This window comes from Streptomyces sp. NPDC001728 (assembly GCF_040297565.1).
In the GTDB taxonomy this organism is placed as follows: domain Bacteria; phylum Actinomycetota; class Actinomycetes; order Streptomycetales; family Streptomycetaceae; genus Streptomyces.
In genome coordinates, this window is record NZ_JBEOZK010000011.1 from 16,190 (window position 1) to 29,581 (window position 13,392).

Here is a 13,392-nt window from a genome sequence, read left to right on the forward strand (position 1 = left end):
CAGCCTGTTGGGGCGGCGGGGGCGTCGCAAGGCCACGTCGTGGCGTGAACTGGACATGGCACTTACGCGCCATTCAAAAGCTTGGTAGATTCAAATCATTGGGTGCGACCAGTGTGTTGACGAGGACAGTGACTTACGGAGGCGACCGGCATGTGCAGGATTCTCGGCTCCTTCGCCGCGGGGGCGGACCGCCCCGAGCCGGCCCAACTCGCGGCGGTCTCCGCCCGCCAGCGCCACGGCGGACCCGACGAGCGCCAGGTGCTCAGCGGGCCCGGCTGGTCCCTGGGCTGCGACCGGCTCGCCGTGACCGACCCCTGCGGCGGACAGCAGCCCTACCGGCTGCCCCACCTCCCCGGCATCCTCGCCGTGCTCAACGGCGAGATCTACAACCACGCCGAACTGCGCAGGACCCTCGCCGCGCGCGGCCACCGGTTCCCCGACCGCTGCGACGGCACCGTACTCCCCGCGCTCTACGCCGAGTACGGGCCCGCCTTCGCCGAGCACCTCGACGGCATGTTCGCCGTCGCCGTCCTCGACCTGCGCCCCGGCAGCACCCAACTCGTCCTCGCCGTCGACGACATGGGCATGAAGCCGGTCCACCTGCACCACGACCCCTACGACGGCTCCACCCGCTTCGCCTCCGAGATCCCCGCCCTCCTCGCCTTCGAAGGGGTACGGATCTCCCCGCGCGAGGACTCCCTCGACACCGTCCTCGCCACCCGCACCTCCTTCTCCACGCACACCGCGCTCGACGGCGTCAGCGTCCTGCCGCCCGGCGGCACCGCCCTCGTACGGCCGGGCGCCGCCCCCGTCGTACGCCGCCGGGGCGCCCACCGGGCCACCCCCGTCGGCGACACCCAGGACGTGCTCCGCCACGAGGTGCGCCGGCTCGCCCAGACCGAGGTGCCCGTCTGCGCCATCACCAGCGGCGGCCTCGACTCCGGCCTCGTCACCGCGCTCGCCGCCGAACACGCCCGCGAGACCGACGCGCCGCCGCTGCACACCTTCCACCTCACCTACCGGGGCCGCTGGCCCGAGTCCGAGGCCGCGTACGCCCGTTCCGTCGCCCGCCGCACCCGGACCGTGCACCACGAGGTCGCCGTCGACCCCGACGAACTCGGCTCCCTCCTCACCCGCACCGTCCGCCACCTCGGCCAGCCCAACGCCGACCCCATCACCCTCTCCACCTACGCCCTCTTCCGCGCCGTCCGCGAGAACGGCTTCACCGTCGCCCTCACCGGCGACGGCGCCGACGAACTCTTCGGCGGCTACGACCGGATGCGCGACGCGCTCGCCGCCCCCGCCGGGGCCGACTGGGCCGGCACCTACGCCGACGCCCTGTCCGCCGCGCCCCGGATGCTCCGCGAGCACCTCTACACCGCCAACTACCGGGCGCACATCGCCGACCAGGGCTCCGCCGCCGACCGCATCGAGCAGGAACTCCGCTCGGCGGAGGCCGTCGGCGAGGACCGGCTCACCGCGATGACCGCGTTCGAGACCCGCTGGCGGCTCCCCGCGTACCACCTGCGGCGCGTGGACCACCTCTCGATGGCCTGGGCCGTCGAGGCGCGCATGCCGTTCTGCCAGCCGTCGGTCGTGACGCACGCCCGCGCGCTGCCGACGGCCGCCCGTACGGGCAAGCGCGCGCTGTACGAGGCCGGGGCGGAACTCCTCCCCTCGGCGGTCCTGCGTCGGCCCAAGCAGCCCTTCACGCTGCCCGTCTCCGCCATGCTCGCGCCCGGCAGCCCGCTCCTGGACACCGTCCGCGAACTGCTCTCCCCGGCCCGTCTCGTCCTCGGTGGGAAGGTCCGCGCCGACCGGGTGCAGAAACTCCTCGCCCGCCAGCTCGAACGCCCCTCGCGCCAGGACGCCCAGGCCCTGTGGGCCCTCGCCGTCCACGAGCTGTGGACGGAGGTCGTCCAGGGCATGAGGATCCCGGTCGGCTGTGCCGCCTGACCCGCGGGGCCCCCGGGGTGCGGTCGTCCCCGTCACCGTCGTCCGCGCCGACGACGCCCCCGGCCCCACCCTCGTCGTACGCCTCGACCGGCTCCCGGCCGGGGCGCTGGCCCTGGCCGAGGAGCTGGCGCACCTGCGCCGGGCCCTCGCCGGTACGCCGTACGCCGGGCTCAACAAGATCGCGCTGTACGGGAGTTCGGTGCGGCCCGACGTCGACCTCGACCACCGCTTCGTCCAGGCGCTCCCCGGCAGCGGCTTCGACTTCCGGGCCGGCTGCGGACACTCCCTCCTCGCCTGCGTGGTCGCGACCGCCCACCGGGGCCCGGTCACGGTCCACGCGGTGACGACGGGCGACACGGTGCTGTGCGAACCCGAACCCGAGCCCGAACCCGAGCCCGAACCCGAGCCCGAACCCGACGCGGGCGACCCGCACGGAACCGCCCCGCACCTGGCCGACCGGCACGGCGACCCACTGCACGCGCGCCCGTCCTCGCACCCCCGGCCCGCCGCGTACACCCTCAGCTTCCTCACCCCGCCGACCGCCCCCGGCGCCCTCCCCACCGGCCGGCCCGTCGACCTGCTCGACGGCATCCCCGCCTCCCTCGTCCGGTACGGCAACCCGTACGTCTTCGTCGACGCCCGGCGTCTCGGGGCCCTGAGCGACGACCGTCTCCGTGACCGGCTGCTCCTCCTCCGTACCGAGGCCGCCCGCCTCCTCGGCCACCCGCCCCACTCCGCCCTCCCCAAGATCGCCGCCTTCGCCGCGGGACCCGACGGGCGGCTCTCCGTCCGCGCCCTCACCGTCGGCGGCTGGCACCCCCGGCTCGCCCTCACCGGGGCCGCCGCCCTCGCCGCCGCCGGGGCGCTCGACGGCACCGTCGTGCCGCCCGTCCACGGCGAGGTCCGCACCCCCGGCGGCCCGGTCACCGTCTCCACCGCCCCCGACCGCGTCCGCGTCCACCACAAGCGGGCCCGCGTCCTGGAAAGGCTCGAAGTGCCGTGGCGTATCCACGCAACGGCGTGAACGCGCACCCCTCTCACCAGGCCCGCGGTCCGTTTCCTCTGCCACGCTGAAATGGACCGGCCATCGGTATCCGTGGGGAGAGCAGGCACACATGAAATTCGAGAATCTGCGTGTCGTCGTGACCGGGGCGTCCCGCTATTTCGGTCGTGCGCTCGCCGTCGGATTCGCCCATCTCGGCGCCGAGGTCTACGTGTCGGCGCGGACCGTCGAGGCCGCCGAACGCACCCGTACCGAGGTCATGGGATCGGCCCGTGACCGTATCCACGCCTTCGGCTGCGACCTCAGCAGGCCCGCCGAGATCCGGGATTTCGCCGCCCGCGTCGGCGAACACACCGACCGTGTGGACCTGTTGGTCAACAACGGCGCCCGCTGGCTCGACGGGATGGACCTGGAGGCGGCCAGCGACGCCGAGATCGTGGAGACGATCGAGTCGACGGCCGGCGGCACCGTCCTCATGGTGAAGCACTTCCTGCCGCTGCTGCGCGGCTCGCTGCGGCCCGACATCGTGAACATGGTCGCCGTCCGCGACGCCGAGGGCGCCTCCGCGGCCACCGCGGGCGTCGCCCACGAGGCCTTCTGGGCGGCGAAGAGCGCCCAGGCCGGATTCGCCGACATCCTGTCGCGCCGGCTCCGGCCCTCCGGGGTCCGGGTGTTCTCCCTCTTCCCGCCCGACTTCTCGACCTCCGACCCGCGGTTCGCGGAATGGGACGGCTCGAATCCGGACGGAATAGCACCCGACGAGAAACTGACGACGCAGGCCCTTTTCGAATGCATCGTCTACGCCGTCGAGCAGCCGCGCGACTGCTTCATCCGCTCGTTCCACTTCGAGCCCCGCTGACCGCCCCGCCCGTCCACTTCGACCCGCTGACCGCCCTGCGCCGACCGCGCTCCGCCGACCGCGACCGCTGAAGCCCACCGCACCACAGCGTCAAGGAGGTCCCATGAGCACCCCCGTCTGGATCACCGCGACCCCTCCCGCCACCCACGGCGAGCTGCACATCGGCCACCTCGCGGGGCCGTACGTCGCCGCCGACGTCCTCACCCGCTATCTGCGCGCGGAGGGCGAGGCCGTCCGGTTCACCACCGGCACCGCCGACCACGCCAGCTCCGTCGAGGTCAGGGCGCTGCGCCACAACCGCAAGCCCGAGGAGGTCGCGGAGGGCTACCGTGCCGCGATCACCGCCGACTGGCTGCGGTCGGGCGTGGAGTTCGACCACATCGTGCGCCCGCGCCGCGACAAGGGTTACGGGCGCTGGGTGCAGGACCTGTTCGGCCGGCTCTTCGCGCAGGGCGTGATCGCCCCGCGCACCCGTCTGCTGCCGTACTGCGAGCCCTGCGACCGCTGGCTGTACGGGGCGCACGCCACCGGCACCTGCCCGCACTGCGGCGCGGTCAGCGACGGCGGGATGTGCCACGAGTGCGCCCGCCCCAACGACGGCGGCGACCTGATCGGGGCGCGCTGCGCGCTCTGCGACACCCCGGCGGTGGCCCGCCGCTGCCGCCGGCTCTACGTCCCCCTGGAGCCCTTCCGGGAGACGCTGGCCGACTACTGGGCGACGGCGGGCCTGCCGCCGCGCCTCGCGGCCCTGTGCGAGTCGCTCGTCGAGGACGGCCTGCCGGACATCGCGGTCGGCCACCCCGCCGAATGGGGTCTCCCGGTGCCGGTCGAGGGCTTCCCCGACCACCGGATCGACGGCTGCTTCGAGGCGGCGGCGATGCACCTCTTCGGCTACGACGTGACGGGGCCGCTGCCCCGCCGCGCCATCCACTTCTGCGGCTTCGGGCACGCCTTCTGCCACGCGGTGCTGCTGCCGGTGCTGCTGCTCGCGCAGGACATCAAGCTGCCGCAGGACTTCAACGTCAACGAGTCGTACGTCATCGAGGAGGGCGTCCAGGAGGGCAACGTCTGGGCGCTGGACCTGCTCACCGAGTACGGCTCCGACACCCTGCGCCGCCATGTCCTCCAGGCCCGCCCGCTGGGCCGCCGGACGGTCTTCCACCGGGAGCGGCTCGCGACCGCCCGGCGCGAGCTGGACGAGAACTGGAACAGCTGGCTGTCCCGGCTGTTCGCCGCCGTACGGGAGGAGTGCGGCGGGCTCGCCCCGCAGGCGATGCCCGGCGGCACCGGCTGGGAGATCCTGGAGCGGCGGCTGCACCGGGGCGTGGACGATCTGCGCGAGGCGTACGGCCCCGACGCCTTCGACCCGCGCCGCGCGGTGGCCGTTCTCGACGAGATGGTCCGCTCGGCGGCCGACTTCGGTCACGTCAACGCCCACGAGCGGTGCCGGCCCAGCACCTCCTGCCGTCATCTGCCGGCGCTGGCCGGGCAGTTGGCGGTGGCCTCGGCGCTGTCGGCGTGGGCGCGGCCGGTGATGCCGGAGGGCGCGGACCGGCTCGCGGCGGCGCTCCAGGTGGCGCCGGGGCGGGCGGTCGACTGGCACGCGCTGACGGCGCCGCTGCCGGGGACACGGCTCGCACCGCCGTCGGGCCCGGTCTTCGGCTTCTGACGGCTCGCTCCGGCTCTCCGCTACTAAGCAACTAAGTACCTCCGTACAGCAGCGCCTCCGCAAGCGAGTACCTCCGCAAGCGAGTCCCTCCGCAAGCGAGGGCCTCCGTACGCAAGCACCTCAGCAAGAAGGCACCTCCGTACGCAAGCACCCCGTACAGCAGTGTCCGACTCCCTCCCTGTCGCGTGACCGTGCGCGCGAGCGACGCGCAGGGACACGTGGCCCCCACTCCTCAGGAGCCCCACGTGTCCCTGCGCGTCGCCATGCTCAGCGTCCACACCTCCCCGCTCCACCAGCCCGGGACGGGGGACGCCGGCGGGATGAACGTCTACATGGTCGAGCTGTCCCGCGCCCTCGCCGAACAGGGCGTGGAGGTCGACCTGTTCACCCGCTGCCGGGGCGAGGGCGCGCCCCCGCTCGTCGAACTCGCCCCCGGCGTACGGGTCCGGCATCTGCACGCCGGTCCGCGCGAGGCACTGCCCAAGGAGGCCATGCCCGATCTGGTGGTGCCGTTCTCCCTCGCCCTGCTCAAGGAGGAGCGGCGCTACGACCTGGTCCACTCGCATTACTGGCTCTCCGGGCAGGCGGGCAGGATCGCCTCGGTCGGCTGGCGCATCCCGCTGGTGCACACCGCCCACACCCTGGCCCGGGTGAAGAACGGCTCCCTCGCCGCCGGTGACACCCCCGAGCCGGAGCTACGGGTCAGGGGCGAGCACCAGGTGGTGTCCGCCGCCGACCGGCTGATCGCCAACACGGCCGACGAGGCGGAGGCGCTGCGCACCTTGTACGGGGCCGAGGTGTCGCGTACCGAGGTGGTCCGCCCGGGGGTCGACCTGCGGACCTTCCATCCGGCTGGGGGCACCTCCCAGGCCGAAGGCTCCGGGGGAGGGCGGGCCGCCGCGCGGGCCAGGCTCGGGCTGCCCGCCGGGGCGTTCGTGCCGCTCTACGCCGGCCGTATACAGCCCCTCAAGGGCCCGGACGTGCTTGTGCGGGCGATCGCCGAACTGCTGCGGGAAGCTCCGGAGTTGCGCCGTCGGCTGCTGGTTCCGGTGGTCGGTGGCCACTCGGGCGCGACCCGCGAGGGGACGGCCTGGCAGCTCGCCGCGGAGCTGGGGGTGACCGATGTGCTGCGGTCCTTCCCTCCCGTACGGCAGGAGCTGCTGGCCGACTGGTACCGGGCGGCGGACGTCCTGGTGGTGCCCTCGCGCAGCGAGTCGTTCGGGCTGGTGGCGCTGGAGGCGCAGGCCTGCGGGACGCCGGTGCTCGCGGCGGCGGTGGGCGGGCTGCCCACGGCGGTGTGGGACGGGGTGACGGGGATGCTGGTGCGCGGTCACGACCCGGTGGAGTACGCGCGGCGGCTGCGGTGGCTCGCGGAGCACCCGGAGGTGGTGGGGACGATGGGGGAGGCGGCGGTCCGTCATGCGCGCGGGATGAGCTGGCGCGCTTCCGCCGCGCGGACCGTCGAGGTGTACCGGGGGGCGCTCGCGGAGACGCGCCGGCCGGCCGTGCTCGGGGTGGTGGGGCAAGGGCGGCGGCACGCCCCTGCCCCGACGGCCCCTCTCTCCTGGAGGAACGAGAAGGCCGTAGCACAAGTCTAGCATCTCTTTTGGTTCGACCAAAGATATGGGACGCCCAGGATCCTTCAATTCCGTTGTACGGATGGCACATTGACGCATCCGCGCCATGGCGGGTCCACGCAGAGACAATCCCTGGATTCGATTACGGGGCCGGGACAGAATGGAGATGTCTTCAGGGAACGCCCGGCGGCACGGGCCCCCGGAGGACCGAATTCACATTCCACTTCCTGGAGGAATCATGTCTGCTGAGCGTGCCACGGGGATGCGTAAGATCGTCCGTCAGTTCGCGGTCGCCGCGGCTGCCTGTCTCTCCGTCGCGGGCGGTGCGGCGCTCGTGACGGCCCCGGAAACGGCCTCGGCCGCTTCCCAGCATGTGGTGGCCGAAGGAACGGACGGCACCGCGCCCGTGACCCCCACCCCCACGCCCACCCCGTCCAATGGGAACGAGTGGGACCGTGTCTCCCCGGCGCCGATTCCTGCCAATTGAGCGCCGTCGGGTAAAAGGCTCCGCGGCCTCCCTTTCAGGGCGGCCGCGGAGCCTTTCGTTTTCTCTTTCCGTCCCCGAAGCAATTCACCGCCGGCCGTGGGGTGTTGGCTTCGCGGGCCATCGGGCCATCGGGATGTCGGTCAGTGAGCCTCTTCCGAGCTCAGGTTGAAGCCTGGTGAAGGACGAGAACGGTCCTCACGAGGCCGTTCCCAGTGGCACGCATCAGGGATGACTGAAAAGTCGGAGCAGGTGTCAAGAGACTTGACCAGCTGGTGTCAAGTAGCCCGAAAACGTTGACACCATCGTAGGGTCAGCGGGCACCGAGTGCTTCGGCCAGGATCCGGGCTTGCGCTGTGGTGAGGTGGGTGGCGATCTGGATGGTGCGGCCTGCCAAGCGCTGCGTGATGACGGGGTTGGCGAGCATCCGGTTGCCCATGACGATGGCGATCTCGTTGTGTGGCTGCGGCTGGCCCGCGACCTGCCCGGTCAGATCGGAGAACTGGGCGGCGTCCTGGCTGTTGAGGGTGACCTCGACGATCCAGTCCCGACCTCCTTGGGAGTCCTCGAAGGTGCGGACGCCGTCCAGCTTCCTCACCCGCAGGCCGCCCTGCGCAGTGACGGTGACGCACGCGCTGCGGTCGTCCGCGGTGTAGGACCGTGCCGGTTCGGTACCGGGAGCGCGCACGGGCTGGGCTTGGGGATCGGTGGAGCACACGCCGTCGGCCTTGCTGTCCACGACGTAGAAGCCCACCGGCTCGTCCGGCGCCACGAGGGTCGGCCCGCCGCCCTGCCAGGGCTGCCAGAGCAGCAGCGCCCCCACTACGACGACCACTGCTGCCCCCGAACCGAGGGCCCATAGGCGTCCCCGCCTGCCCCGCCGGCCGAGCGGCGCGTCCTCGTGCTGGGGCGAGGGTGGCAGCACAGTGGTGCGCTGGGGTGCTCCTACCGGCCCAGTCACCGCGTCCGGGTCCACCCGTTGCCGCGCGTCTTCCACCTCCCGCGACCGACGCTCGCCATACCGTTCGATCTCGCTGGTCCAGGCCGGGTCCAGCCAATGCCTGCCGCCCCGGCCGGCCGGCCGGCGCCGCAACTGCCCTGCACAGTCCTCCAGGATCTGGGCCGGCGTCGGGCGGTGAGCGGGGTCGAGTGCCAAACACGGCAGGACCAGGGCGTGGAGTTCGGGCGTCAGCCCGGACACGTCGAGGTCGCCGGTCGCAGCCCGCACCAGTTGCTCCATCGCCGGGCCCGAGCCGCCGTCCCGGTACGGGGCCCGGCCGACTGCCAGATAGAACAGCGTGGCGCCCAGCGAGAAGACATCCGAGGCGGGTGTGGTGGCCTGCCCCTGCGCCTGCTCGGGCGCGGCGAACGCGACCGTACCCAGCACGGCCTGCGTCCTCGTCATGTCGATGGCATGGGAGATCCCGAAGTCGATGACCCGGGGGCCGTCGATGGGAAGCAGAACGTTCGACGGCTTCACATCACGGTGCACCAGCCCTGCGGCATGGATACTCACCAGTGCCTCCGCGGTACCCGCGGCGACCCAGTACAAGGCCTGCGGTTGTAAGGTTCCGCAACTCGCCACCAGGTCTCGCAGGGAAGGGGCCGCAATGTATTCCGTGGCCATCCACGGCATCGGCGCCTGCGCGTCCGCAGCGACCACACTCGCGGTGTAGACCCCCTGCACACGCTGCGCGAGCGCCACCTCGCGGGCGAAGCGGCGCCGGTCCGCCTGGGCGACGACACCGCTCGTGTCGTCGGCCAGCAACGTCTTCACCGCGACCGTCCGCCCGCCTGCGGACGCCGCCAGATACACCCTCCCCATCCCGCCACTGGCCAATTCCCCGAGCACCGTGAACGGCCCGAAACGGCGCTCCGGCTGCGATTGCTTCACCCTGTCGCTGCGCATGTCTGCCCGCCCTGGTCCGCCCCACCTCGCACGCCAACGGCCGTCACTCTATTTGAGCTGACAGGGCGCCATACCACTGAGCCTTTTCCAACCGCATCACCGCGATCGTCCGGGCCGTCCTCGTCCTTCACCACGCGTCAGCGTTCTGGAAAAGGCTCAGTCCACCCAGCCCAGCCGGTAGGCGCGCACCCCGGCCTCGAAACGGCTCGTCGCCCCCATGTCCTGCATGAGTTCGGAGAGCATCCGGCTCACCGTCCGCAGCGACACCCCGAGCCCACGCGCGATCTTCTCGTCCTTCATCCCGGACGCGAGCATGCTCAGCGCCGCCCGCTGCTGCTCGGAGAGACCGTCACCGCCCTGCTCGGGCGCGGAGGCGTCCCCGTACGGCGAGGCGGTGTGCCAGCAGTGCTCGTACAGCGCGAGATACGAGCGGACCAGGGCCGGGCCCCGGGCCAGCACCGCGCCCGCCGCCGGCTTCGCCGGATCCACCGGGACCACCGCGAACTGCGCGTCCGCGATGATCAGCGGCATCGGCACGTCCGTCGCGATCCGCACCTCGACCCCCGCCTCGACCCGGCGCCCCAGATGCATCCGCACCTCGGGCGAGACGCAGACCCGCTCGCTGTACATGGCGCGGACGCGCACCCCGTTCTCGATCTGCCGCCGGTCCCGGCTCAGCACCCGCTCACCCACCTCGCGGTTCAGCGAGGTCGTGTGCATCGACGCCAGACCGTGCTGGATGACGTCCGTGATGTCCTCGAGCACCTGCTGGATCCGCCGGTAGTCGCTGAGCATCTCCACATCGGCGTCCGAGCGCGTCAGCGATCCGGCCCGCAGATAGGACCCCGCCAGCGTCTCCAGCGTGCTGTACGCCTGGTCCGCCTCGTCCAGATGGACCCGCAGCTGCTCCCGCTCGCGGTGCAGCAGCCGGAGCATGGCGATCTCCGGGTCGATCACGGCGACCGTGTCTCCGTCCTGCTGCCCCGCGGCGCCGTCGAACTCCCCCCGGGCCCCGTGCTGGGCGGGATTCGTCGGCACGATCAGCCCGAGGGACGTCAGTTCGTCCCTACATCGCTCGTACTCCTCCGGCGCGAGCCGCAGTTCGGCCCCGACCTCGCGCAGCCGGGACACCCCTCGCCTGCGTAACTCCTGATAGAGGTCCACCACAGGATCGGGTGACCGCCGCGCTCCCGTACCGCCGCCGCTGGTGATCATGGCGAAGTGACCCCCTGTTCCCTCGAGTCGCCCCCGCCTTCACCCTGTCATACGGCCAGGAGGGGTCCGTCATGCCTGGTCTCGCACCCATCGTGCGTCATCCGAACTCCTCCGGGGAGCCCCCCGTCCTCACAGCCCGCGATCGTTACCCTCGCTGTCCAGCAGCCCGAGCCGCGCCGCCTTCACGCCCGCCTCGAAGCGGCTCGCCGCCCCCAACTCCTGCATCACCTCGGACAGAAGACGGCTGACCGTCCGCAGCGAGACCCCGAGATTACGGGCGATCTGCTCGTCCTTGATTCCGGAGGCGAGCATCAGCAGCGCCGTCCGCTGCTGCTCCGAGAGCCCGTCGCAGCCCTTCTCCGCCGGATCCTCCTGGCCGTACGGGGCCGCCGCCGTCCAGCAGTACTCGTACAGCGCCACATAGGACCGGACCAGGCCCGGACCGCGGGCGAGGATCGACGGGGACGAGGGCTCGTACGGATCGGTCGGGAGCATCGCGAAGTTCTCGTCGGCCAGCACCATGTTCATCGGCACCACCGAGGACAGCCGGATCTCCACGCCCACCGCGGCGCGCTCCTCCAGGTGCTGGGCCATCTCCGGCACCGAGGCGGCCCGGCGGCTGTACATGGCGCGGACCCGCACGCCCCGCTCGGCCCAACGCCGGTCCCGGTCCAGCTCACCGCCCATCTCCTCGCGGCGGACGGAGCCGGTGTGCATGAAGTGCGCGGCCGTCCGGACGGTTTCCGTCAGCTCCGCGAGACTCCGCAGGACCCGGTCGGGAGCGTCGACGATCTCGACCTCCACCTCGGCCCGGGGCGTGGCTCCGGCCTGCAGGAACGGCCCGGCGAGGGCTTCGAGAGCGGTGTGCGTACGGCTGGTCGCGGCAAGGCGTTCCTGGAGCCGGTCGCGCTCCCGGCGCAGCAGCCGCAGCAGGGCGACATCGGGATCGACGACGACGGGCGCCGGGGACGCCCCGGATCCGGCCGGCTCCCCGGCCTCGGTCAGTCCCAGTGCGGCGAGTTCGCCCCGGCAGCGCTCCCGCTCCTCGGCGGAAAGCTCGAAACGGTCCGCGACCTCGTCGAACGTGGCATCCGGGTGGATGCGGAGTTCCTGGTAGACGGCGAGAGCCTGATCGCCACCCACACGCGGAACGGCGGTATTTCTGGACACTGCGCAGCAGACTCCCCTCGGTCCACCCGGACCCGTTGAATCGCCCCGCTAGACCCTGCCACACATTCGAACGACGCGCACGGAGTTGGACCCGGCTCAGGCAGTGGGGGCGCTTGCCCGGCAATCGGGGCACAGCCCCTTGAAGACGATCTCCGCGTCGTCCACCCGCCACTCCGGCAGGGCGCCGCGGGGCGGCACCGGCGCGGGCGCCGACACGTTCTCCACCCGGCCGCAGACCGTGCACAGGGCGTGCTGGTGCGCGGGACCCGAGATCTCGAAGACCGCGGGCAGGCCCGGCCGGTCGAACTTGCCGACCAGGCCCGTCTCCTGGAAGTGCCGCAGCATCTCGTACACGGCCTGGCTGGTCAGCGTGCCGAGCCGCTTCCGGGCGGTCGTCGTGATCGCCTCGACGTCGAGATGGCCACCGGCGGCGAGCACCGTGAGCACCTCCAGGCGCGGGCCCGTGACCCGCAGCCCGACGTCACGCAGGCGCTGGATCACCGCCTCGCGGCCCGTCAGCTCTTCCACGACTGCCATCTTCTCCGCCCGCCACCTGGTCGGCCCAAACTTTTGTGTGCATCGTACCTCTTGCTCGTCAACCTCGTCAGGCGTGCGCGTCCACCTCCTCAGGTGCTCCGCCGCCCCCGGTCAGTCGTCCGCCCGGCACACGAGCAGGACGGACTCGGTCCGCTCGTCGATCCGGTGCCGCCGCCGGCCCTCGATGTGCAGCCCCGCCGAGTGCAGCTCGGCCGCGAGCCGCTCGGGGTCCACGATCCACTTGTCGGTGGTGAGCACCACCCGCTCCGTGGAGAGCTTGCCGGTCCTGGCCGTGTAGTACGTGATCCGCTCGCTCATCGACGGCAGGTCGAAGACCTGCCGGGCCACCACCCACTCGTCGATCCCGTCGAACCGCGGCACCTGGAACGCCCAGGTCCGCCGCGGCTCCGCGATCAGCCCCGGCAGCTGGTGCGCCGTGTAGTCCAGGGCCAGCGCCCCGCCCGCCTCCAGATGCCCGGCGACCTCCCGCAGCAGCCCGGGCCGCCGCGCCGGGGGCACGGCGGTGACCATGGCGCCCGCGAGCAGCGCGAGCCGGTAACTGCCGTCGAGCCGCAGCTCGGTGAGGTCCGCCCGGTGGGTCATGACCAGGCCGGCCACCTGTGGGCCGATCCGGCGGGCCCAGCCTTCGAGGCGCTCAAGGGCCGAGGCGTCCCGGTCCACGGCTTCCACGGCGAAGCCGTGCCGGGCGAACGGGACGGCGAGCCGCCCGGCGCCGGAGCCGAGGTCCAGAACGGGTCCGCCGGTGGAGCGGGCGAGGCTGAGATACCGGACGATGTCCGCGCTGTGCGGGCCGAGCAGGGCGTCGTGCAGCCACACGGACGCCTCGTCGGCGGGGGAGACGGATTCGAGTCCGGGCAGGGCGTCCGAGGTGACCCGGACGCCGGCCCCGGGGGCGGGCTCGCGCTCCCGGCCGTATCGGGACGGCAGGACCGGCGCGAGCGCTGCGGGCACGACGGGCAGGGAAGTGCCGCTCGGTGTGTGCATCGCTCCTC

General features: G+C 72.5%; 10 protein-coding genes. 5 read left to right on the top strand and 5 right to left on the bottom strand.

Annotated features, from left to right (window positions below; translation table 11 throughout):
- Window positions 1-150: 150 nt before the first annotated feature.
- The 5 genes from asnB (at window position 151) to mshA (ending at window position 7,085) form a co-directional block, all read left to right on the top strand.
- A complete protein-coding gene (gene asnB, locus ABT154_RS18130) occupies window positions 151-1,956 on the top strand; it encodes an asparagine synthase (glutamine-hydrolyzing) (protein ID WP_351857827.1) in 1,806 nt (601 codons plus the stop codon).
- Window positions 1,946-2,980, top strand: coding sequence for a 2-methylaconitate cis-trans isomerase PrpF family protein (locus ABT154_RS18135; protein ID WP_351857828.1), 1,035 nt, complete (start codon window positions 1,946-1,948; stop codon window positions 2,978-2,980). Before asnB ends, ABT154_RS18135 begins: the two co-directional genes overlap by 11 nt.
- Window positions 2,981-3,071: 91 nt before the next feature.
- Window positions 3,072-3,818, top strand: coding sequence for an SDR family oxidoreductase (locus ABT154_RS18140; RefSeq protein ID WP_351857829.1), 747 nt, complete (start codon window positions 3,072-3,074; stop codon window positions 3,816-3,818).
- A gap of 103 nt (window positions 3,819-3,921) precedes the next feature.
- Entirely contained in the window at window positions 3,922-5,487 is a 1,566-nt protein-coding gene (locus tag ABT154_RS18145) for a class I tRNA ligase family protein (protein ID WP_351857830.1), read from the top strand.
- A gap of 263 nt (window positions 5,488-5,750) precedes the next feature.
- Window positions 5,751-7,085 (top strand): D-inositol-3-phosphate glycosyltransferase, encoded by a 1,335-nt coding sequence (gene mshA, locus ABT154_RS18150; protein WP_351858015.1) that lies wholly within the window; start codon window positions 5,751-5,753, stop codon window positions 7,083-7,085.
- Between the two features lie 776 nt (window positions 7,086-7,861).
- Here mshA and ABT154_RS18155 read toward each other — a convergent pair.
- The 5 genes from ABT154_RS18155 to ABT154_RS18175 form a co-directional block, all read right to left on the bottom strand.
- Window positions 7,862-9,457, bottom strand: coding sequence for a serine/threonine-protein kinase (locus ABT154_RS18155; RefSeq protein WP_351857831.1), 1,596 nt, complete (start codon window positions 9,455-9,457; stop codon window positions 7,862-7,864).
- 156 nt (window positions 9,458-9,613) lie between these two features.
- Complete coding sequence (locus ABT154_RS18160; protein WP_351857832.1) at window positions 9,614-10,672, bottom strand: helix-turn-helix transcriptional regulator; 1,059 nt, start codon at window positions 10,670-10,672, stop codon at window positions 9,614-9,616.
- Window positions 10,673-10,801: 129 nt separating this feature from the next.
- A complete protein-coding gene (locus ABT154_RS18165; RefSeq protein ID WP_351857833.1) occupies window positions 10,802-11,815 on the bottom strand; it encodes a helix-turn-helix transcriptional regulator in 1,014 nt (337 codons plus the stop codon).
- 123 nt (window positions 11,816-11,938) lie between these two features.
- Window positions 11,939-12,379 carry a Fur family transcriptional regulator gene (locus ABT154_RS18170; protein WP_351857834.1) on the bottom strand — a complete coding sequence of 147 codons (441 nt, stop codon included), beginning with the start codon at window positions 12,377-12,379 and terminating at the stop codon, window positions 11,939-11,941.
- 111 nt (window positions 12,380-12,490) lie between these two features.
- Entirely contained in the window at window positions 12,491-13,384 is an 894-nt protein-coding gene (locus tag ABT154_RS18175) for an SAM-dependent methyltransferase (protein WP_351857835.1), read from the bottom strand.
- Window positions 13,385-13,392 lie beyond the last annotated feature (8 nt).

Coding starts and splice junctions, on each gene's coding strand:
- asnB (WP_351857827.1), top strand. CDS start 151: ATGTGCAGGATTCTCGGCTCCTTCGCCGCGGGGGCGGACCGCCCCGAG.
- ABT154_RS18140 (WP_351857829.1), top strand. CDS start 3,072: ATGAAATTCGAGAATCTGCGTGTCGTCGTGACCGGGGCGTCCCGCTAT.
- ABT154_RS18145 (WP_351857830.1), top strand. CDS start 3,922: ATGAGCACCCCCGTCTGGATCACCGCGACCCCTCCCGCCACCCACGGC.
- mshA (WP_351858015.1), top strand. CDS start 5,751: ATGCTCAGCGTCCACACCTCCCCGCTCCACCAGCCCGGGACGGGGGAC.
- ABT154_RS18155 (WP_351857831.1), bottom strand. CDS start 9,457: ATGCGCAGCGACAGGGTGAAGCAATCGCAGCCGGAGCGCCGTTTCGGG.
- ABT154_RS18160 (WP_351857832.1), bottom strand. CDS start 10,672: ATGATCACCAGCGGCGGCGGTACGGGAGCGCGGCGGTCACCCGATCCT.
- ABT154_RS18170 (WP_351857834.1), bottom strand. CDS start 12,379: ATGGCAGTCGTGGAAGAGCTGACGGGCCGCGAGGCGGTGATCCAGCGC.
- ABT154_RS18175 (WP_351857835.1), bottom strand. CDS start 13,384: ATGCACACACCGAGCGGCACTTCCCTGCCCGTCGTGCCCGCAGCGCTC.